The organism is Novosphingobium aeonii (genome assembly GCF_052279045.1).
Lineage (GTDB): Bacteria > Pseudomonadota > Alphaproteobacteria > Sphingomonadales > Sphingomonadaceae > Novosphingobium.
In genome coordinates this window covers 1734656-1753540 of record NZ_CP176832.1, presented here as the reverse complement: position 1 = coordinate 1753540, position 18885 = coordinate 1734656, and the positions used below count along the sequence as shown (strand labels likewise).

At 67.8% G+C, this 18885-nt stretch carries 14 protein-coding genes and 1 riboswitch; of the genes, 9 read left to right on the top strand and 5 right to left on the bottom strand.

The window, feature by feature from the left end:
• The first annotated feature begins 11 nt into the window (after positions 1–11).
• From ACLIMP_RS08735 to ACLIMP_RS08720, 4 genes are all read left to right on the top strand, one after another.
• Positions 12–728 carry an HAD family hydrolase gene (locus ACLIMP_RS08735; protein ID WP_324698792.1) on the top strand — a complete coding sequence of 239 codons (717 nt, stop codon included), beginning with the start codon at positions 12–14 and terminating at the stop codon, positions 726–728.
• On the top strand, positions 721–1137 hold the full coding sequence (locus ACLIMP_RS08730) for a hypothetical protein (protein WP_324698791.1): 417 nt from the start codon (positions 721–723) through the stop codon (positions 1135–1137). Before ACLIMP_RS08735 ends, ACLIMP_RS08730 begins: the two co-directional genes overlap by 8 nt.
• Positions 1134–2576: a GMC family oxidoreductase N-terminal domain-containing protein gene (locus ACLIMP_RS08725; RefSeq protein ID WP_443477773.1), complete on the top strand. Its 1443-nt coding sequence runs from the start codon at positions 1134–1136 to the stop codon at positions 2574–2576. The genes ACLIMP_RS08730 and ACLIMP_RS08725 overlap by 4 nt, the downstream gene beginning before the upstream one ends.
• Before the next feature lie 224 nt (positions 2577–2800).
• Positions 2801–3667 (top strand): hypothetical protein, encoded by an 867-nt coding sequence (locus ACLIMP_RS08720; protein ID WP_324698789.1) that lies wholly within the window; start codon positions 2801–2803, stop codon positions 3665–3667.
• A gap of 107 nt (positions 3668–3774) precedes the next feature.
• Here ACLIMP_RS08720 and ACLIMP_RS08715 read toward each other — a convergent pair whose 3' ends face one another.
• The 3 genes from ACLIMP_RS08715 to ACLIMP_RS08705 are packed head-to-tail and all read right to left on the bottom strand — an operon-like array spanning position 3775 to position 7108.
• Positions 3775–4782: a lysylphosphatidylglycerol synthase transmembrane domain-containing protein gene (locus tag ACLIMP_RS08715; protein WP_185997714.1), complete on the bottom strand. Its 1008-nt coding sequence runs from the start codon at positions 4780–4782 to the stop codon at positions 3775–3777.
• 2 nt (positions 4783–4784) lie between these two features.
• Positions 4785–5444 (bottom strand): response regulator transcription factor, encoded by a 660-nt coding sequence (locus tag ACLIMP_RS08710; protein WP_324698788.1) that lies wholly within the window; start codon positions 5442–5444, stop codon positions 4785–4787.
• Positions 5441–7108 carry a sensor histidine kinase gene (locus ACLIMP_RS08705; RefSeq protein WP_054441221.1) on the bottom strand — a complete coding sequence of 556 codons (1668 nt, stop codon included), beginning with the start codon at positions 7106–7108 and terminating at the stop codon, positions 5441–5443. The genes ACLIMP_RS08710 and ACLIMP_RS08705 overlap by 4 nt, the downstream gene beginning before the upstream one ends.
• A gap of 190 nt (positions 7109–7298) precedes the next feature.
• Positions 7299–7410: riboswitch (SAM-I-IV-variant riboswitch) on the top strand.
• A gap of 55 nt (positions 7411–7465) precedes the next feature.
• Between ACLIMP_RS08705 and ACLIMP_RS08700 the strand changes: the two genes are divergently transcribed.
• Together ACLIMP_RS08700 and ACLIMP_RS08695 are read left to right on the top strand one after the other, a co-directional pair.
• Complete coding sequence (locus tag ACLIMP_RS08700) at positions 7466–8536, top strand: threonine aldolase family protein (RefSeq protein ID WP_443477772.1); 1071 nt, start codon at positions 7466–7468, stop codon at positions 8534–8536.
• Positions 8537–8734: 198 nt separating this feature from the next.
• A complete protein-coding gene (locus tag ACLIMP_RS08695) occupies positions 8735–11272 on the top strand; it encodes a sulfite reductase flavoprotein subunit alpha (RefSeq protein ID WP_324698786.1) in 2538 nt (845 codons plus the stop codon).
• 58 nt (positions 11273–11330) lie between these two features.
• Here ACLIMP_RS08695 and ACLIMP_RS08690 read toward each other — a convergent pair whose 3' ends face one another.
• Positions 11331–13298: an OPT family oligopeptide transporter gene (locus tag ACLIMP_RS08690; RefSeq protein WP_185997717.1), complete on the bottom strand. Its 1968-nt coding sequence runs from the start codon at positions 13296–13298 to the stop codon at positions 11331–11333.
• A gap of 167 nt (positions 13299–13465) precedes the next feature.
• Here ACLIMP_RS08690 and ACLIMP_RS08685 point away from each other — a divergent pair, with 167 nt between their 5' ends.
• The 3 genes from ACLIMP_RS08685 (at position 13466) to ACLIMP_RS08675 (ending at position 16792) form a co-directional block, all read left to right on the top strand.
• Positions 13466–14383, top strand: a complete 918-nt coding sequence (locus ACLIMP_RS08685) for a LysR family transcriptional regulator (RefSeq protein ID WP_054441217.1) — start codon at positions 13466–13468, stop codon at positions 14381–14383.
• Between the two features lie 142 nt (positions 14384–14525).
• Positions 14526–15875: an MFS transporter gene (locus ACLIMP_RS08680; RefSeq protein WP_324698785.1), complete on the top strand. Its 1350-nt coding sequence runs from the start codon at positions 14526–14528 to the stop codon at positions 15873–15875.
• Between the two features lie 29 nt (positions 15876–15904).
• Entirely contained in the window at positions 15905–16792 is an 888-nt protein-coding gene (locus tag ACLIMP_RS08675; protein ID WP_054441213.1) for a shikimate dehydrogenase, read from the top strand.
• A 147-nt stretch (positions 16793–16939) separates the two neighbouring features.
• Here ACLIMP_RS08675 and ACLIMP_RS08670 read toward each other — a convergent pair whose 3' ends face one another.
• Positions 16940–18829 (bottom strand): bifunctional sugar phosphate isomerase/epimerase/4-hydroxyphenylpyruvate dioxygenase family protein, encoded by a 1890-nt coding sequence (locus ACLIMP_RS08670; protein ID WP_443477771.1) that lies wholly within the window; start codon positions 18827–18829, stop codon positions 16940–16942.
• Positions 18830–18885 lie beyond the last annotated feature (56 nt).

Below are 18885 nucleotides of genomic sequence, written 5' to 3'. Positions count from 1 at the left end.
GGGCCGGAACGATGACGGAGTGGGGCAACATGTCCGAAGTGGGCTGGAAGAAGGTCGGGCTGGTCGTCTTCGACCTCGACGGTACGCTTTACGACCAGCCGCCGCTGCGCCGCGCCATGGCCATCGAACTGTGCAAGCACAGCCTGCGCCAGCGCAGCCTTCGCACCGTGCGCACCCTGCGCGCCTTTCGCCAGATCCGCGAACTGCTGGGCGAGGTGCAGGGCGACGACTTCACCCATGAACAGTTCAGCCTCACCTCGCGGCGCTGCGGCTGCTCGGAAGGGGAAATCCGCGCCATGGTGGAGGAATGGATCGAGCGCCGGCCGCTGGCGCTGCTCCCTCGCTACAAGGCGCGCGGGATCGACCGGCTGTTTTCCGCCCTGCGCGCCACCGGGCGGCGGATCGCGGTCTGGTCGGACTACCCGGTAGACGCCAAGCTCGCCGCGCTGGGGCTGCGTTGCGACCATACGATCTGGTCCGGCTCGGGCGGGGTCGGCCGCCTCAAGCCCAACCCTGCCGGCCTCCTGGCGCTGCTCGCCGAAACCGGCATGACGCCCGAGGAAACCCTCGTGATCGGAGACAGGGCGGATCGCGATGCCGCCGCCGCCGCCGCCATCGGCGTTCCCGCCCTCATCCGCACGCACGGCAAGACCGCCGAGCCCTCGGGCTTCCGCCGCTTCGACGATCCCCCCTTCAAGGCCATCCTCGCGGAGGGAGCCCATGCCTGAACCCGCCGCCACGCCCCATTCCGCCCGGGCCGGAGGCGGGATGATCCGATCCTGCATCGCGGCTCTCGTGGATGTCCTGGTGGAGGAAGTGCGCCCCGGCCTCTCGCCATCCGACCGTGCGACCGTGCGCGACTATGTGCTCGCCACCAGCGCGGCCATGCCCGATCACTTCCGGCTCGGCTTCCGGGGGCTGGCGCTGCTGTTCGAACTGTCGAGCCTGCCGGTCCATGGCCACCGCTTCTCCCGCCTTGCCCCGGGCGAGCGCACCGCCCATGTCCGCGCCTGGCGCGGATCGCGGATCGGCTTTCGCCGCTCGATGATCGCCTTCTATTCGACCTTCTCCTGCTACGGCCTCTATTCGCTGCCCCTGCGCGAGGAACAGGCCCGCGCGAAACGGATCGCGGCATGAGCGCGCCCGGCGAGATCCCCACCGAAGTGCTGGTGATCGGCTCCGGCCCCGGCGGCGCGGTAAGCGGCACGCTGTTCGCGCAGGCGGGCCACCGGGTGACGATGGTGGAAGAAGGCCAGCATCTCCCGCTCGAAGCCGCGCCGCACTTCTCGCGTGAGGAGATGCTGCTCAAGTACCGCAATGCCGGGGTCGGCGTCGCGCTGGGACGGCACAAGCTGGCCTGGGTGGAAGGGCGCTGCGTCGGCGGCGGCAGCGAGGTCAACCGCGGGCTCTACCACCGCACGCCCGCCTATGTGCTTGACGACTGGCGGCGCCGGTTCGATGTGCGCGATCTCGACCTTGCCGGAATGACGCCCCATTTCGCCGCCTGCGAGGCGATCGCGAAAGTGGAATATGCAGGCACCGCCGCCTCCGACATGTCGCGGCGGCTCCAGCAGGGCGCGCAGGCGCAGGGCTGGTTCGCGATCGAGGCGCCCCGCCTGTACCAGTACGCCGCCGATGGACGCGGCGGTGAAAAGCAGTCGATGTCCGCCACTTTCGTGCGCCGGTTCCTGGAGGCGGGCGGCGAACTCCTGCCCGCGACGCGGATCGCCCGCCTGCGCCGCGAAGGCGGCATGTGGATCGCCGAAGGGTTCCGCCGCGGCGAGAACGGCCTGCCCCGCGCCGTGACCTTCCGCGCCGAAACCGTGGTCGTCGCCTGCGGCGCGGTGCAGACCCCTGCCCTGCTGCGCCGTTCCGGCATCTCCCACAATGTCGGCAACAGCCTGCGCTTCCATCCGATGGTCAAGGTCGTCGCGGAATTCGACCGCGACGTGAACCAGCCGGGCGATTTCGATCCGGTCCACCAGGTCAAGGAATTCGAACCGCGCTTCGGCATGGGCTGCTCGATCAGCAATCCCGCGATGCTGGGCGTGGCGCTGGCCGGGCGCGAGGGCCACTGGGAGCTCGTGGCCGAACGCTGGCGGCGCATGGGTATCTACTACGTCCAGTCGGGCGGCGGCGTGGCCTCGGTGCGCAACCTGCCCGGCTTCGACGATCCGCTGGTCCGCATCCGTTTTTCGAAAGGCGATCTCTCCGTGCTCGGAGAGGGGCTGCGGCGGCTCTGCGAAGCGCTGTTCGCGGCGGGGGCCCGGACGATCTACCCCTGCGTCACCGGCTACCCGGACCTGCATTCCCCCGCCGATCTCGCGGACCTTCCCGAACTGCTGGAAGCAGGCGACGGCAACGTCACCTCGGTCCATGTCTTCTCCTCGTGCCCGATGGGCGAGGACACGCGGCGCACCGCCACCGATTCCTTCGGCAAGGTCCACGGCGCCCAGGGCCTCTACGTAAACGACGCCTCGCTTCTCTGCGGACCGACCTCGGTAAACCCGCAAGGCACGGTCATGGCTCTGGCCCACCGCAACGCCATGGAAGCCATGACCCGCCGCTTCCATTAGGGGCCAAGGGGCCGGTAGGCGAATGTCCGGTTTGAAGGCGGGTTTCGAGGATAACTGACGCTCACGCGGCGTTGGCTGCCGACCAGAGCAGCAGTTCCCGCTCCCTCTGCCTAATGTCTAATGCCTGCCGAACCCCGATCAAGGTCCACGAACGGCAACGGCAAGGACTAACTTCCGGCCTCGCATTGTTGTGCTAGACTGACGCCGGGTGGAAGGGGCAAGAAATGATCGACACCATGAAAAGCGGCTTGGAATGGGCACAGGGGCTCACGTTCTTTCCGAAATTAGGATTGAGTGTCGCAATCAGTGCGGCAGCCCTCGCATTCTTAATTGCGATTTGGCAAAAGCCGCCGCCGAACGCTGTCGAACCAAGCCTTCCCCTTTCGATCAACCAATCCTCGACGGACGGAGCCGATACAGCACAGATTGCGACCACGGGCGATCATTCACCCGCCATCGGCCAACATAACAGCGGCGGGATCAACGTCGCGGGCGATAATACCGGCGTGATCGCCGGGACGTATTACGCCGCACCCGCTACGGCTGCGGAGCGGGCGCAGCAAGGCAGTCGGCTCAAGCAGGAGCTGGGAGATTTTGCTAACTATCCTGACAAGTTCGAGGGGAAGCCTAGAACGATCCTTGAGACGCACAGCACCACCGGCCAGCCCCTCGCCCTCTACTCTATTTTGTCGCGTTACTATAAAACGACAATTTCAGATGTCCCGGATGTCGGCGCTGACCTCCTGAAGTTCAAGCGGGACTATTACACTTTCTCAGGCTCCGAAGCGCAATTTGAACAACGGGCGATTCTCAAGGTAGGAACGCTGGTTGAAGGCCGGCTGCGGCCGGCGTGGGAGATATATTTCTACTATTTTCTCCTGCGAAGTGCCGAGCACTCAATTGATGCGGTCAAGGCCGGGGGCAATTTCCTCAACTATGGCATCACATGGGAGGACGCCGAGCGGGTGTATCAAGCCTTAAACACCGATGCCGAGATAAGCGGCGGGATGAAGAGAAATCTCGCTCAGATCAGCGAGCTCCAGCGGTCGACGGGCGGTCTGATCGCGAACATCAAGAAGCTAGACTTTTAGGTCCCCCCAAAGTCCCAGCACCGGTGATAAGCGGAATGTCCGGTTATGCGCCCGCAAATGCTCAATTGAACGGCAAGAAGGGGCGCAATCCAGTCGCTGTATCCAGCTCAGCCTGCTCTCAGCAGCCGCAGCGGGGAGCCGGTTCGTGCGGCTGCCAGCCAGCCGAGTGCGAACAGTGCGGTCGGCAGCCAGAGCATGAGATGCGCCAGCAGGATCGTCGCGGTGGCCTGCTCGGCGCCGACACCTACCGCCCGGTAGGAAAGCATCCCGAAGAATTCGTAGGAACCGAAATGCCCCGGCAGCGCCGGCACCAGCGTGCCCAGCGTGGAAAAGGCAAAGGCCACCAGCGGCCGCAGCCCCTCGGTCACGCTGCCGCCCAGGCTCACCCATGCCCCCAGCATGACGAGGCTTTCGAGCAGCCATAGCGCGAAGGACAGCAGCACCATCCCCGCGATCCGCTTCGGGCCGCCGCTTCCCCGCACCGCGCGCGCCACCGCCCGTGCCGTTTCCGCCAGTTTCGCGGCGGCGGCGAACGGCAGTTTCCGCTCGATCAGGCCGGCCAGCCCCTCGATCAGCGACGGCGAAAGCAGCACCGCTAGGCTCGCGATCACCGCGACCGCCAGCACCAGCCGGAACTGCGCCACGATCTCGGCGGGAAGCGTACTGTCCACCAGCATCAGGGCCACGCCGGCAACCATCAGGATCGACACGAGATCGAGCACGCGCTCCACCACCATCGCCCCCAGCACATGCCCCACCGGCAGTGCGAACCTGCGGTGAAACCAGTAGACGCGGAACACGTCGCCAAGGCGAAAGGGCAGGATATCGCTGATGCCGAAGCTTGCCACGAAAGGCGCCACCGTAGGCGCGAAGGGCACGTCCCGCCCGCCGGGATCGAGCAGCAGCCGGAACCGCCACGCCCGCAGCAGGAAGTCGAGCGCATAGGCCAGCAGCGCCAGCGCCAGCGGCGGCCATGTCGCGCGCACCAGCAGCGCGCCGACAGCGGCCATGTCCACCGTGGACCACAGCACCGCGAGGAAGGCCGCCCCCACCACCACGCCAAGCCAGAACCGCAGGCGGCCGCCTTGCGCAGCGGGTGGGGGCTGCGCAGCCATGGTCACTCCTGCTCGCTGCGCTGGGCCTGATACTTCACGAACAGCGTCGCCAGCGTGGTGCGGCTGGAAATGTCGAGCTTGCGGTAGATGTTGTGGAGGTGAATGCTCACCGTCCCCTCGGTCGACCCGAGCATCCCCCCGATCGCCTTGTTCGAGAACCCCCGGCAGACCAGCGCGCTGATCTCCCGCTCGCGCGGAGTGAGGTTGCCGATATCGGAGGCGATGTCCACGCCCCCGCCCCGCCGCCCCTTGGCGACCAGGTCCTCCGGCAGCCACTTGCGGCCGGACACCACCTCGCGCAGGCAGTCGAGCAGCGAATTGGCGGCATAGTCCTTGAGCAGCAGGCCCCAGACCCCAAGCGCGATGGCTTCGGCGATCTGCCGCCCGCTCATCGTTGCCGACAGGAAGATGACCCGGACCGGCCAGCCCGCCTCGCTGATCGCGCGCAGGATCGCGAGGCCGCCGACATCGGGCATCGACACGTCGAGCACCGCGACTTCGGGGCGCTTCTCCCTGATCACCGCCAGAGCGCGCGTGCCGCTGCCGGTGGCCTCGATCAGGTCCACCTCGCCCGTGCCGCGCAGCATGTCCGCCAGCCCGCGCAGCAGCAGGGGGTGATCGTCCGCAACCAGGACCCGGCAAGCGCTCGCGGGCATGTTCATGCGGCTTCCTCCAGCGGGATGACCATGGTGACGCGCAGCCCGGTTGCGCTGTCGTCCAGCGCGATCGAGCCGCCCAGTTGCATGGCCCGGCTGCGCAGCGAGGCCGGGCCGATCCCGTTCGCCGCTGGGCCCAGGCCCCGTCCGTTGTCGGCCACGCCCAGTTCCAGCGCGCTGCCGATCAGCCGCGCCTCCAGCGCGATCTGCGTGGCGGCGCCGTGGCGCACGGCGTTCGCGGTCGCCTCGGAAAAGAGCTGGATCACCTCGTCCACAAGGCTGCGCGGCAACTGCGCGGCGCGTCCGTGCCAGTCGAACAGAACGGTGACGCCCCACTTCTTTTCGAGAATGTCGGCCTCCCGGCGCAAGTCGGCCACCATGTCGGTGGGCGCTCCGCCGTCGCAATCGCGCTGGTCCTCCACGAAGCTGCGGATGCGCCGCTGCTGCTGGGTCACGAGTTCCTCGATGTCCTTGAGTTCGGCCGCCAGCTCCCTTGCGCCCGCCGGATCGCGCGCCGCCAGCCCGCGCAGCTTGAGCGTCGTGGCGGTCAGGTCCTGCAGCACGCTGTCATGCAGGTCCTGCGCGAAGCGGCTGCGTTCGTCGGCACGGACGCTGTCGGCATGGCGGGCCACCAGTTCGACATGCTCCAGTTCGGACCCCGTGCGCGCGGCGATGATCTCGGTGAGCGCCAGCGCGTCCTCCGGCCGCCCTTCGGGATCGACCAGGATCAGCGCCCCGCGGAACCGCAGCCCGGAAAAGCCGGAACGCACCGCATAGTCGTGCGAACGCGGACGCGGCAGGCCCAGCCCGCCGAGCATGAGCGTAAGCGCCAGCATCTCGTCCGGTCCAAGCTGGCTGGCCCGCGTGCGGTCCATGAAGTCGAGCCGCGCCTCGGAAAAGGCGCTGCGGAAATTGGCGCGGTCCAGCGGCCGCAGGTCGAGCCCCTGCTTGCGCCAATGGGCGATGAAGCCGGTCGGCTCGTCCTGCTCGCGCCAGATCAGGATCAGGCTTTCGCAGCCGGTGACGGTGGCGGCATGGCGGCACAGTTCGGACAGCCAGCCGCGCCGGTCGCCGAACCCGGCATCCATTGGCCAGCTCGCCAGCCGCGCCAGCCGTTCGCGGCTGCTTTCGCGGTAAGCCCCGAAATAGCCGAGCATCACCGCGCAGACCAGGAAGTAGGCCGCCCGGATGATGAGCACGTTGAGTTCGGATTCACCGTCGAGAATGTCGGGAATGCCGACCGCGAACAGCACCATCTCCAGCATGACCGCGCCGACGATCGCGCCCGCGAACCCCCAGCGCACCGCCATCGCCAGCAGCGCAAAGGGCAGAAACGAGAAGAACGGGCTGGTCAGTTCGTTGGTGAGGAACGCCAGCCAGCCGAGGATCGCGGTATCCAGGACGTGAACGGCGAAGTGGACCGGGCTGTCCACCGGCTTGCGGATCGGCACCGCCACCAGCAGGATCGCCATGACGAGGTAGATCGCCAGCACGTCCTGCGCCTCGTGCCGGTAACGGCCGGGCTGCGTGGGATCGAGATAGATCGCGATCACCGCGAAGATCGCGGTCATCAGGCGGCCATAGCCGATCAGCCGGTTTGGATCGGTGATCAGCAGCGCCTGGCGCGCCCGGCTCAGGCCGGATGATCTCGCGTCGAATGTCCGCCCCATGTTCCTAGCTGTCTTGCCGAACCGCCCGGCGAAGTGCCGGAAGCGACGGGAAAAACCTACGAAGGCCGGGGCTCCGCGTCGAGTCAGCCTTCCTGCTGATACCCCTGCTCGAAATCGCCGGAACCGTTCTCCGATTGATGGTCCGGCCCGTCTTCCGATTGACGGCGGACCGGGATCGGCCTAGCAGACGCCCCAGCATCAAGAGTCGGGATAATGCCCGGCACCAACCTGCTCCCGAGCAAGGTGGTACCTTCGCAGACATGCGAAGGGATGTGGCCGGACCGGCAACAAACGGGTTTTCCAGCTGCATCGCCGTCATTTTCCTCCCGGCTCGCCGAGCCCAGAAGGAAATACCGCATGTCCCAGATCCGTCCCGCCCCGGCCCAGCAATTCGCCAGCGACAATTATGCCGGAATCTGCCCCGAGGCCTGGTCCGCGATGGAGCTGGCCAATACCGGCTCGGCCACCGCTTACGGCGAGGATGAATGGACGCGCCGCGCCGCCGACGCCTTCCGCGCGCTGTTCGCCACCGATTGCGACGTCTATTTCGCCTTCAACGGCACTGCCGCCAACTCGCTGGCGCTTGCCGCGCTGTGCCAGTCCTATCACTCGGTGATCTGCTCCTCCTCCGCCCACGTCGAGACCGACGAATGCGGCGCGCCGGAGTTCTTCTCGAACGGGTCCAAGCTGCTGGTCGCCCAGAGCGCCGACGGCAAGCTGACGCCGGAGGCCATTCGCGCGCTCGCCACCGGCCGGTCGGACATCCACTTCCCCAAGCCGCGCGTCGTCACCATCACCCAGCCGACCGAGACCGGGCAGGTCTATTCCGTGGCCGAAATCGAGGCGATCTCCGCCACCTGCCGCGCGCTCGGGCTGAAGCTGCACATGGACGGCGCCCGCTTCGCCCATGCCTGCGCGGCGCTGGACTGCACCCCCGCCGAGATCACCTGGCAGGCCGGCGTGGACGTGCTCTGCTTCGGCGGCACCAAGAACGGCATGGCCGTGGGCGAAGCGGTCATCTTCTTCGACCGCACGCTGTCGGAAGACTTCTCCTACCGCTGCAAGCAGGCCGGGCAGCTCGCCTCGAAGATGCGCTACCTCTCGGCGCCGTGGATCGGCGTGCTCGAAAGCGGCGCATGGCTGGCGAACGCGCGCCATGCCAATGGCTGCGCCCGCCGCCTTGCGGATGCCTTCGCGGGTGTGGCCGGGCTGGAACTGATCTTCCCGGTCGATGCCAACGCCGTGTTCCTCTCCGCGCCCGAACCGGTTCTGGATGGACTGCGCGCGCGCGGCTGGCGCTTCTACACCTTCATCGGCGGCGGTGCCCGCTTCATGTTCGCGTGGGACGCCGACCCGGCACAAGTGGACCGCCTTGCCGCCGACGTGCTCGATCTTGCGCGAGAATGTGCCCGCCCCGTCGCGGCCTGAAGGCAGGAGCGGCGCGCCTTGCGAAGGTCCGCGCGCGCCGCTCCTGCAAACGAATGAAATCTCTGTTGCTATTGCAAGTTGATCGCATTAGCGAAGCTCCCTCGAGGGAAGACTTGCGAAAGTCCAGAGGCCGAACGGCACGCGCTTTCCCGAGGGGCCGGTGGGCGGCCCCGGCAAGATCAAGCGGGAAGCGAAGACGTGACGCGGCAGGTACTGTTTCAGATTCACTGGTTCCTCGGAATCACCGCCGGCTTCGTGCTCGCGCTGATGGGCGTGACCGGCGCCACGCTGAGCTTCGAGAACGAGATCATGCGCCTGCTCAGCCCGGGCATCGTCACCCTTTCCCCCGGTAAGGGCCCGGCGCTTTCCCCTGACGAGGTGATCGCCCGCGCCTCCGCGCAGCGCGCCGGTCTCAAGGTCGAGCGGCTGACCGCCGAGCACGACCCCGAGGCCGCCTGGCAGGTCCAGTTCGCCGCGCAGGGCAAGGAGCGGCGCGGCGAGCGCAGCTACGTGGACCCGCGCAGCGGCATCCTGCTGGGACAGCCCAGCGGCACCGGCTTCTTCCGCACGGTGGAGGACCTGCACCGCTGGCTCGCGCTGCCGGGCGGCGGCAACGGGATCGGCCGCCAGATCACCGCCTTCTCCGCGATCTCGCTGGTGTTCTTCGCGATTTCCGGCCTCTACTTGCGCTGGCCCCGCCGCACGTTCGACTGGCGCGCATGGCTGGTGCTGGACCTGCGCAAGAGCGGCCGCAACCTTTACCGCGCGCTGCATGCCGTGATCGGCGGCTGGGTGGCGCTCGTCTATCTGCTGAGCGCGCTGACCGGGCTCTGGTGGTCCTACGACTGGTACCGGCAGGGCGTGCTCTACGCACTCACCGGCAAGACCAGCCGCGAGGAAAGCGGGCATGGCGGCGGCGCGAACGGCAAGGAAGGCGCGAAGGAAGCCGCAAAGGAAACCCCTGTGCCCAGCCTGGCCCGCGCCTGGCCCACGGTGCTGGCCGCGATGGACGGCCGCTATCGGTCGATCTCCATTTCCATGCCAGAGGACGGCAAGGAAACGGCCACGTTCCGGGTGCTGCTGGAAGATGCCCGGCATGACCGCATGACCGACGACATCAAGGTCGATCTTGCCGACGGCAAACTGGTCAAGGCCGACCGCTACGACCGGCGCAGCCTGGGCAAGGTCATCACCACCAGCATGTACGAACTGCATCGCGGCGCCTTCTTCGGCATCGGCGGACGCATCCTGCTCCTGCTGACCAGCCTGACGATGCCGCTTTTCACCGTTACCGGACTGCTGCTCTACCTTGTGCGCCGCCGCAAGAAACGGTCGCTCAGGGAAGTGGTGGAGGCCCAGCCCGCCCTGTCCGCCGCTACCGGCGACCTGCTTGTCGCCTTCGCCAGCCAGACCGGCGGCGCCGAACGCCTTGCCCGCCAGACCGCCGCCGCGCTTGGCGGCGCCCGGGTCGTGCCGCTTTCGGCAGTGGACGATGCGCTGCTCTCCGATGTCGATCGCGCGCTCTTCGTGGTCAGCACTTATGGCGAAGGCGAACCGCCCGACCCGGCGCGCCGCTTCGCCCGTCAGGCGATGGCGACCCCGCCCGGCGCCGAACACCTCGAATATGCCGTCCTCGCCCTGGGCGACCGCGAATATCCCGAGTTCTGCGCCTTCGGCCATTCCGTTGACCGCTGGCTCCATGCCGGCGGCGCGCGGCGCCTGTTCGACATGGTGGAAGTGAACGGCGAGGATATCGACGCCCAGCGCCAGTGGCAGCAGCAACTCGCCGCGCTCGGCGCCGAACCCGACATGCCGGACTGGGAGCCCGCCGCTTACGAGAACTGGCAGCTTGCCGAACGCCGCCTGCTCAACCCGGGCAGCGCCGGAGGCCCTGCCTTCCTCGTCAGCATCAGGCCCGCTACCGGTCCGATGCCGTCATGGCAGGCGGGTGACATCGCCGAAGTCCTGCCCGGCGCCAACGATCCCGCGCGCATCGCCGCCTACCTTTCGGCCTGCGGGCTGGGCCGCGATGTCGAGGTGGAGGGCAAGTCCCTGGCCGATCACCTCTCCCGCGCGCTCATTCCCGACCACCTGGTGGAAAGCGCCGGGGAACTCGTGGCCGCGCTCCGTCCCCTGCCGCACCGCGAATACTCGATCGCATCGGTCCCCGGCGACGGCAGCCTCGACCTGCTGGTCCGCCAGGTGGAACGAACGGACGGCACGCTGGGTCTCGGTTCCGGCTGGCTGACGCATTTCGCTTCGCCGGGCGGCGCAGTCTCGCTTCGCCTGCGCGCCAACGAGGGCTTCCACGCTCCCGCCGGGGGGCGCCGCCTGATCCTGATCGGCAACGGCACCGGCCTTGCCGGGCTGCGCGGCCACTTGCGCCAGTCCCGCGCCGAGGGACGCGGCGGCCACTGGCTGCTGTTCGGCGAACGCAGCCGCGCGCATGACGCCCTGCTTCCGGGCGAAGTGGACGGCTGGCTGGCGGACGGCACGCTCACCCGCCTCGACCGCGCATGGTCGCGCGATGCGGACTGCGGGCGCTATGTGCAGCACCTGCTGGCCGAAGCCGAGGCGGACCTGCGGGACTGGGTGGAAAACGGCGCCGCGATCCTCGTCTGCGGCAGCCTTCAGGGCATGGCACCGGCGGTTGACGACGCCTTGCGCCGTGCGCTGGGCGACGAAAGGGTGGAAGCGATGGCCGAAGCCGGGCTCTATCGCCGCGATATCTATTGAAGCCGTGATCTCTTGAAAGTTGCGGGGCTCCCTTCGCGGAGCCCCGCAACCTTTCCGATCAGGCCGAGGTGACCAGCCTGCGCGTGCGGGCATAGAGCATGTAGACCAGCGCGAAGAACAGCACCGTGCCGCCTGTCAGCGCCGGCCCGGCGAAACCGTCGCCCACCAGTGCCAGCGGTGCGTCGCTGCCCGAAGCCGCGACGATGCCCGCAAAGCCCACGCCCCAAAGGCTCTCGCCCACGATCAGGCCGGTAGCGGTCAGCACGCCCATGCGCTCGGCGAATTCCGGGTCGCGCTGCTGCCTGGCCCAGCGGTCGTAGAAGAAGCCCAGCACCGAGCCGATCACCGTCGGCAGGATCACGCTCATCGGCAGGTAGATGCCGATCCCGACGCCAAGGGGCGGCAGGCGCAGGCGGCCCATCAGCCCCAGCACTTCGTCCAGCGCGACGAACACCACGCCCGCCGCAGCACCCCAGCCAATCATCGTCCAGTTGAGATTGCCGCCCAGCACGCCCTTGGCCAGGGTCGAGATCAGCGCCGCCTGCGGCGCGGGCAGCGCATTCGGCCCGGCATTGGCCGCTCCGGCAAAGCCGAAGGCGGTGTTCAGCAGGTCCAGCACCGGCGGGATCACCAGCGAGCCGAACACCACGCCGATCACCAGCGCCACCTGCTGCTTCCACGGCGTAGCGCCGATGAGTTGCCCGGTCTTGAGATCCTGGAGGTTGTCGTTGGAGATTGTCGCCACGCCGAAGACGATGCCGGTGACGATCAGCGCATAGGCGACCAGCGCATCGGTCGTCTCGGCGCCCTGCCCCCGGCCGAACAGGCCGACCAGCATGAGCGAGGCGGCGACCACGGAAAGGATGCCGATGCCGGAAACCGGCGAATTCGACGCGCCGATCAGCCCCGCCATGTAGCCGCAGACCGCCGCGATGAGCAGGCCGATCACGAGGATGAACAGCAGCGCGCCAAAGATCAGCAGCATTTCCGAACCGGCCAGCGGCCCGCTGCCGATCACGCTCCACAGCAGCACCGCGATCGGCACCAGCATGGCCAGCGAGCCCACGAACACGATCGAGATCGGCAGGTCGCGCTCCTCCACCGCCAGCACCGTTCCGGCATGGCGCGCACGGCTGGCCGCCATGGCCGAACGCACGCCGCCGATCACCGGACCGGCGATCCGCAGCAGGGTCCAGACCGCCGCAACGCCGATCACGCCTGCGCCGAAGAAGCGCACATTCTCGGAAAACACCGTGGTCGCCCAGACTTCCGCGCCGCCCGGCAGCGGGTTCTGCGCGGTCAGCATCGGCAGGAGCACCCACCAGCCGACGACGAGACCGAGGAACATCGCCATGCCCACCGAGATGCCCACGAGGTGGCCCACGCCCATCAGCGCGAAGGACAGGCCCCCGGAAATGCCGGTGGCCCCCGGCCCCGCCCGGAACCAGAGCGAGGCTTCGGCAACGGCAAGGCGCGTCTGCGTGAGGATCGCGAAACCGGCCGAAGCCAGCGCATTCCACAAGAGCACCGAAAGGCCCTTGGCGCTTTCCTCGGCCCCTTCGCGCGATTCGGAACCCACGCGCAGCACTTCGGCAGCGGCATGGCCCTCGGGATAGGGAAGCGGCGTGTCGATCACCAGCGCGCGGCGCAGCGGCACCGAGAACAGCACGCCGAGAATGCCGCCCGTGCCGGTGATCGCCGCCGTCGTCCAATATGGGAAGCCCTGCCAGTAACCGATCATGACGAGGCCGGGCAGCACGAAGATGATCGCCGCCAGCGTGCCCGCCGCGCTCGCCACGGTCTGGACGATGTTGTTCTCGAAGATCGTCGAATCCTTGAAGCCGCGCAGGATCGCCATCGAGATGACGGCGGCCGGGATCGAGGTCGCGAAAGTCAGGCCCACCTTCAGGCCGAGATAGACGTTGGCCGCCGTGAACAGCAGCGTGATCACGCCGCCCAGCAGCACGCCGCGCAGTGTCAGTTCCAGCGGCGAGCCTGCTCGCGCGCTGCCTGTTTCTTTTGCCATGTCTTTCCGTTCGGGAAACAAAGTGATTGCCGCCCTCATCGCACGGCCGCCGCCTGCGGGGCAAGCATCGCAAGGCCCCGCAGGCGGCGGGGGAGGCATCGCAAGCCGCCCGATCGCCCTGCTTTTGCCCCGTTGGCGCAGGACCGGCGCCGTGCTAGCCGCTAGCGATGCTGACCATCAGGCAGATCGAGATCTTCCGCGCGGTAATGATTACCAAGACGGTGAGCGGCGCCGCGCGCATGCTGGGCACCTCGCAGCCCGGCCTCAGCCGCATGCTCGGCCACATGGAGGACAAGCTCCACTTCCGCCTGTTCGACCGTACGCGCGGACGGCTGGTGCCCACGTCCGAAGCCCGCGTGCTGTTCGAGGAGATCGAGCAGATCTACAAGGGCTTCAACGATCTGGAACACGTCGTCCGCCGCCTCGCCAAGGGGGAGGACCGCACGTTCAGGGTCGGCGCCTCTCCGTCGCTGGGGCATTCGGTGGTGCCGCAGATGCTCTCTCGGCTGACCGCCAATTATCCCGGCCTCACCATCCAGTTCGACATTCTCTCGGTGGAGCAGGCGGACGACTGGCTGGCACTTCAGCGCGGCGACTATGCGTTGACGGTGTTCCCCATCGACCATCCCAACGTGCTTTCCAGCCGCATCGGCGCCGGCCGCATGGTCTGCGCCGTGCCCGCCGGGCACCGCCTTGCCGAACGCGAGCGGATCACCGTGGCCGACCTCGGGGGCGAGCGCATCCAGTCATTCCGGGAAGACACTCCGCACGGCCGGATCATCGCCCGGATGTATGCGGATGCGGGCGAGGAACTGGACATCGCCACCTATATCCGTTTCGCCGAAACCGCCGTGGCCTTCGTGGCGCAGGGCATGGGCATCGCGCTGGTGGACAGCTTCACCGCCATGCAGCCCCACGCGGACACCGTGCGCTTCCTGGAATTCGAGTCGCCCGGCGTGCTGCCGGTCTACGTCAGCCGCAACCTCGACGTGGCGCGCACTCTCGTGGGGGAGACCTTCGAGGAGATCGCCCGCAACATACTGATGAACCTGCCAAGAGTTATAGGCCATAACATAACGCTATAAGTCACATCGTCGTGATGTCTGGCAATGCACCCCGGGATCAAACACCGTGAAGATGCCCGCAAGGTTCATACAGTCCCGGCGCCGGGCCGCCGGACGACAACAGGCGCAGCCAAGCGCCGCTGAGGATGGGAAAGGCGTTACCATGGCCAGCTATTCCGCCGCCGGATCGGTATCCGTGCGTCCTTACGTGACGGTGGGCGAGAGCGCCTCGCAGAACGTCGACGGCTGGACCGCGCGGCAGGTGCTTGTGGTCGCCATCTGCTTCCTCCTCAACATGCTCGACGGGATGGACGTGCTCATCCTGTCCTACGTCGCCCCCGCCCTTTCCGCCGACTGGAAGGTCAATCCCGAGAGCCTGGGCGTCGTCTTCAGCTCCAGCCTCGCCGGCATGGCCGCAGGCGGACTGCTGATCGCGCCGCTGGCCGACAAGTTCGGCCGCCGCAAGCTCATCATCGCCTCGCTGGTGATGATGACGGTGGCGATGTTCGGATCGGCGATTGCCGGCTCGATCGCCGAACTGATCGCCTCGCGCTTCCTGGTCGGCATCGGCATCGGCACCGTGCTGGCCAGCATGGCCGCGCTGACCGCCGAATATGCGCCTGCCAAGCACCGCACTTTCGCGGTGGGCTTCCTGCAGGCCGGATACCCGGTCGGCGCGACGATCACCGGTTTCATCGTCGCCCATCAGATCGACAACCACGGCTGGCAGGCCATGCTGCTGGGCGCCGCCACCCTCTGCCTGCTGGCGCTGCCGCTGGTCTGGGCGATGCTGCCCGAATCGGTCGATTTCCTGCTCGCTCACCAGCCCAGGGGCGCACTCGCCAAGGCCAATCGCCTGCTGGCCTCGCTTGGCCGCCCGACGCTGGAAGCCCTGCCTGAGCGCCGCGTCGCCGAAGCCCACTCCGTCGGCCTGCGCGGCGTGCTCGGCGAAGGCCGCACTTCGGGAACGATCCTCCTCTGGACCGCGACGATCTTCGGTTTCATGACGCTCTACTTCGTCATCAGCTGGATTCCCAAGCTCGCCGTCGAGGCGGGCCTGCCCGCCACCCAGGCAATCTACGCCGGCGCGGTCTACAACATCGGCGCCTTCATCGGCATCACGTCGATCGGCCTGATCGCCAGCCGCATCGACCTGCGCCGCCTGATCCTGCTCTACATGGTTCTGGCCGCCGTCGCCCTCGTCGTGTTCGGCGCGGTTTCCATGACGATCGCCGCGACGCTGCTGACCGCCTTCTTCATCGGCGCCTTCATCCAGGGCGGCTTCAACGGCTGCTACCCGCTCGCCACCAGCTTCTACCCGCCGCAAGTGCGCAGCACCGGGCTCGGCTGGGCGATGGGCGTGGGCCGTATCGGCGCGGTGATCGGGCCGATGCTGGGCGGCGTCCTGCTGGCCGAGAAGGTTCCGCTGGCGGCGATCTTCGCGATCTTCGCGGTCCCGGCGGTACTGGCCGGACTGGCCGTCACCCTGATCCGGATGCCCGCCGAGCGTTAAGCCTTCCTCCCTACCCAAGGACCAAGATCATGCTTCAGTCTCCCGTCGCCGTCACGGGCCCCGCGCGCTCGACCATTCTCTGCGGCCTGATCGGCTCCGGCATCGGCGGTTCGCGCAGCCCGGCGATGCACGAAACCGAAGCGAGGGCGCTGGGCCTGCCGCTGGTCTACCGCATCCTCGACAGCGACGTGATCGGCTTCGGCGCGGATGACCTCGGCACTTTCCTGAAGACCATGGCCGCCCTGGGGTTTGACGGCACCAATGTCACCCACCCCTTCAAGCAGGCGGTCGTGCCGCTGATGGACGAGCTTTCGGAAGCGGCCGCCAAGCTCGGCGCGGTCAACACCGTGCTGCTGCGCGGCGGCCGCCTGATCGGCGACAATACCGACTGGTCCGGCTACCGCGCCAGCTTCCTCGCCTCGCTGGGCGTGCTGCCGCGCAAGCGCGTGGCCATGGTCGGCGCGGGCGGCGCGGCTTCGGCGGTGGGCTATGCCCACCTCGACCTGGGCGCCGAGCGGCTGGCGATCTTCGACCCCGCAACGCAGCGCGCAGAGGCGCTGGCCCGGCGCCTTGCCGCGCTGTTTCCCGACGCGGAAGTGATCGCGGCAGGTTCGGCCGCAGAGGCGATCGCGGGCGTGGACGGCGTGGTGCAATGCTCGCCCGTGGGCATGGAGAGCCACCCCGGCCTGCCCTTCGACCCGGCCCTGCTGACGCGCGACATGTGGGTTTCGGACGTGATCTATTTCCCGCTGGAAACCGAACTGCTCAAGGCCGCGAAGGCCATCGGCTGCGCGACGCTGAACGGCGGCGGCATGGCGGTGATGCAGGCCGCGCACGCCTTCGCGCGCTTCACCGGGCGGGAGCCTGACACCGAGCGCATGCTCGCGGACTTCGCGGCGGCCAGTCAGGCAGTTTAAGGAAAAGGAAAAGCAGGGGAGCATAGCCCCCTGCACTATCCGGCCGCGCCCCCCTTGCGTCGGAAGACTTACTGGCTGCGCCGCAAGTAAATCGCGCGCGGCGCTGACATTCCGAGGGTCTGGGGGATAGCCCCCAGGACTTTGCTCTTACTCGGCCACCTCTTCCACCGCACGAAACCGGTTCTGCGCCGCCAGCCTGATCCCGGCATTCGGCGCGCCGTAGCCCGTGTAAGTCCCGCCGCGCTCGACGAATTCGAAGAAGAACAGCTTGTCGAACGCCCGGCTGTAAAGCTGGCGATAGGCATTGCCGGCGCCGTCCTCGTCATAGAGCACGCCGGCCTGTTCCATGCGCGCGGCGGCCTTGCCGTCGAACCCGAAGCGGGCGACGAGATCGTCGTAATAGTTCTCCGGGATATCCAGCATCGCCGCCCCCCGCGCGCGGACGACAGCCGCCGTGGCGAGCAGGTCGTCGCTGGCGAGCGCAACATGCTGGAAACCGCCGCCCATGCCCTGCGCAAGGAAGCGCGAGGACAGCGTCTCGCGCGCGTCCGAGGCGTTGAGGGTGAGGCGGAAGCCTCCGTCCGGCGATTGCAGCGCCTGGCTGTGGACGAGGCCGGAAGGGTCGATCACGTCGTTGGCGTCGCGTCCTTCGAGGCCGAACAGGGCGCGCCAGTAAAGCTGCCAGGACAGGAATTCGTCATTGTGGACCACGGCGGCAAGGTGGTCGATCGAGCGGGCGCGGGCATCGTCGGTGAGGTCCTCCACCGGCACCGCCTCGAACTCGCGCGCCCAGAGCGCCTCGGCGCCGTCATCCTCGACCAGATAGACGAGGCTGCCGCCGACGCCGCGCAGCGCGGGCATGGCCATGCGGCCGGGGCGGCCCTCGGGGCTATAGGCACGGATGCCGAGCGCGGCGGCGCGCTCCATCACCGCGGCGGCGTCCTTAACCCGCACCCCGATGGCACAGATCGAAGTGCCGTGGACGATGCGATAGGACTTGGCGAAACCCTTGGGCTCGGCATTGATGACGAGGTTGACATTGCCCTGCCGCCAGCGCGTCACCTTCTTGGCGCGGTGAGTGCCGATATGCGAGAAGCCGAGCGTTTCGAAAGTCTCGCCCAGCCGCGCGGTGTCGTCGCCGGTGGCGGTGAACTCGACGAATTCGGCGCCGAGCGGCGGCTGCGGTGCGGGCATCGTGGTCGGCTGGCCAAGCAGGCGCCTTGCCGCATCGCGCACGTATTCGAGCGAGCGGTGCCCGTCCTGCGCCACGAGGCGCGAGGAAATCGCGCGAAAGCGGTCGTTGAAGATTTCGAGCGAGAGCGGGCCGTCATAGCCGGTACGCAGAATTTCGGCGACGTAGCCCGGCAGGTCCAGCCCGCCCTGCCCCGGCAGGTTGCGGAAATGCCGGCTCCAGTAAAGCAGGTCCATGTCGAGCAGCGGCGCGTCGGCAAGCTGGACGTAGACGATCTTGTCGCCCGGAATGTCGCGGATGCTCTCGTTCGGGATACGGCGCGACAGCGAGTGGAAGCTGTCGAGGATGATGCCGACCGCCGGATGGTCCACCTGCCTGACGATGGACCAGACATCGCGGTGATCGTTGACGTGGCGGCCCCAGGCCAACGCCTCGTAGCCGACGAGGATGCCACGCGCGGCGGCCCTGTCGCCCAGTTCGCGGAAGTCGTCGACGATGCGCTGGCGCTCGCCCAGCGCATGGGGCGAGCAGTTGGAGCATACGAGAATGCGGTCAGTGCCCAGTTCGCCCATGAGGTCGAACTTGCGCTCGGCCCGGTCCATGGCACGGCCCCGCATCTCGCCGGGCATCCCCTCGAAATCGCGGAACGGCTGGTAGAGCGAACAGTGGATGCCGAGGTCGGTCATCAGCTTGCGCACGTCTGCCGGGCGCAGGGCCGAACCGATCAGGTCGTTCTCGAAAATCTCCACACTGTCGAACCCGGCGTCGGCCGCGGCCCTGAGCTTTTCCTCAAGCGTCCCGCGAAGCGAAACGGTGGCGATAGCGTTGGCGGCGGCGCTGGACATGGTGACCTTCCGAAGCTGTGATACGCCAGATATCGTACCAAGGCAGCGCGGATTGA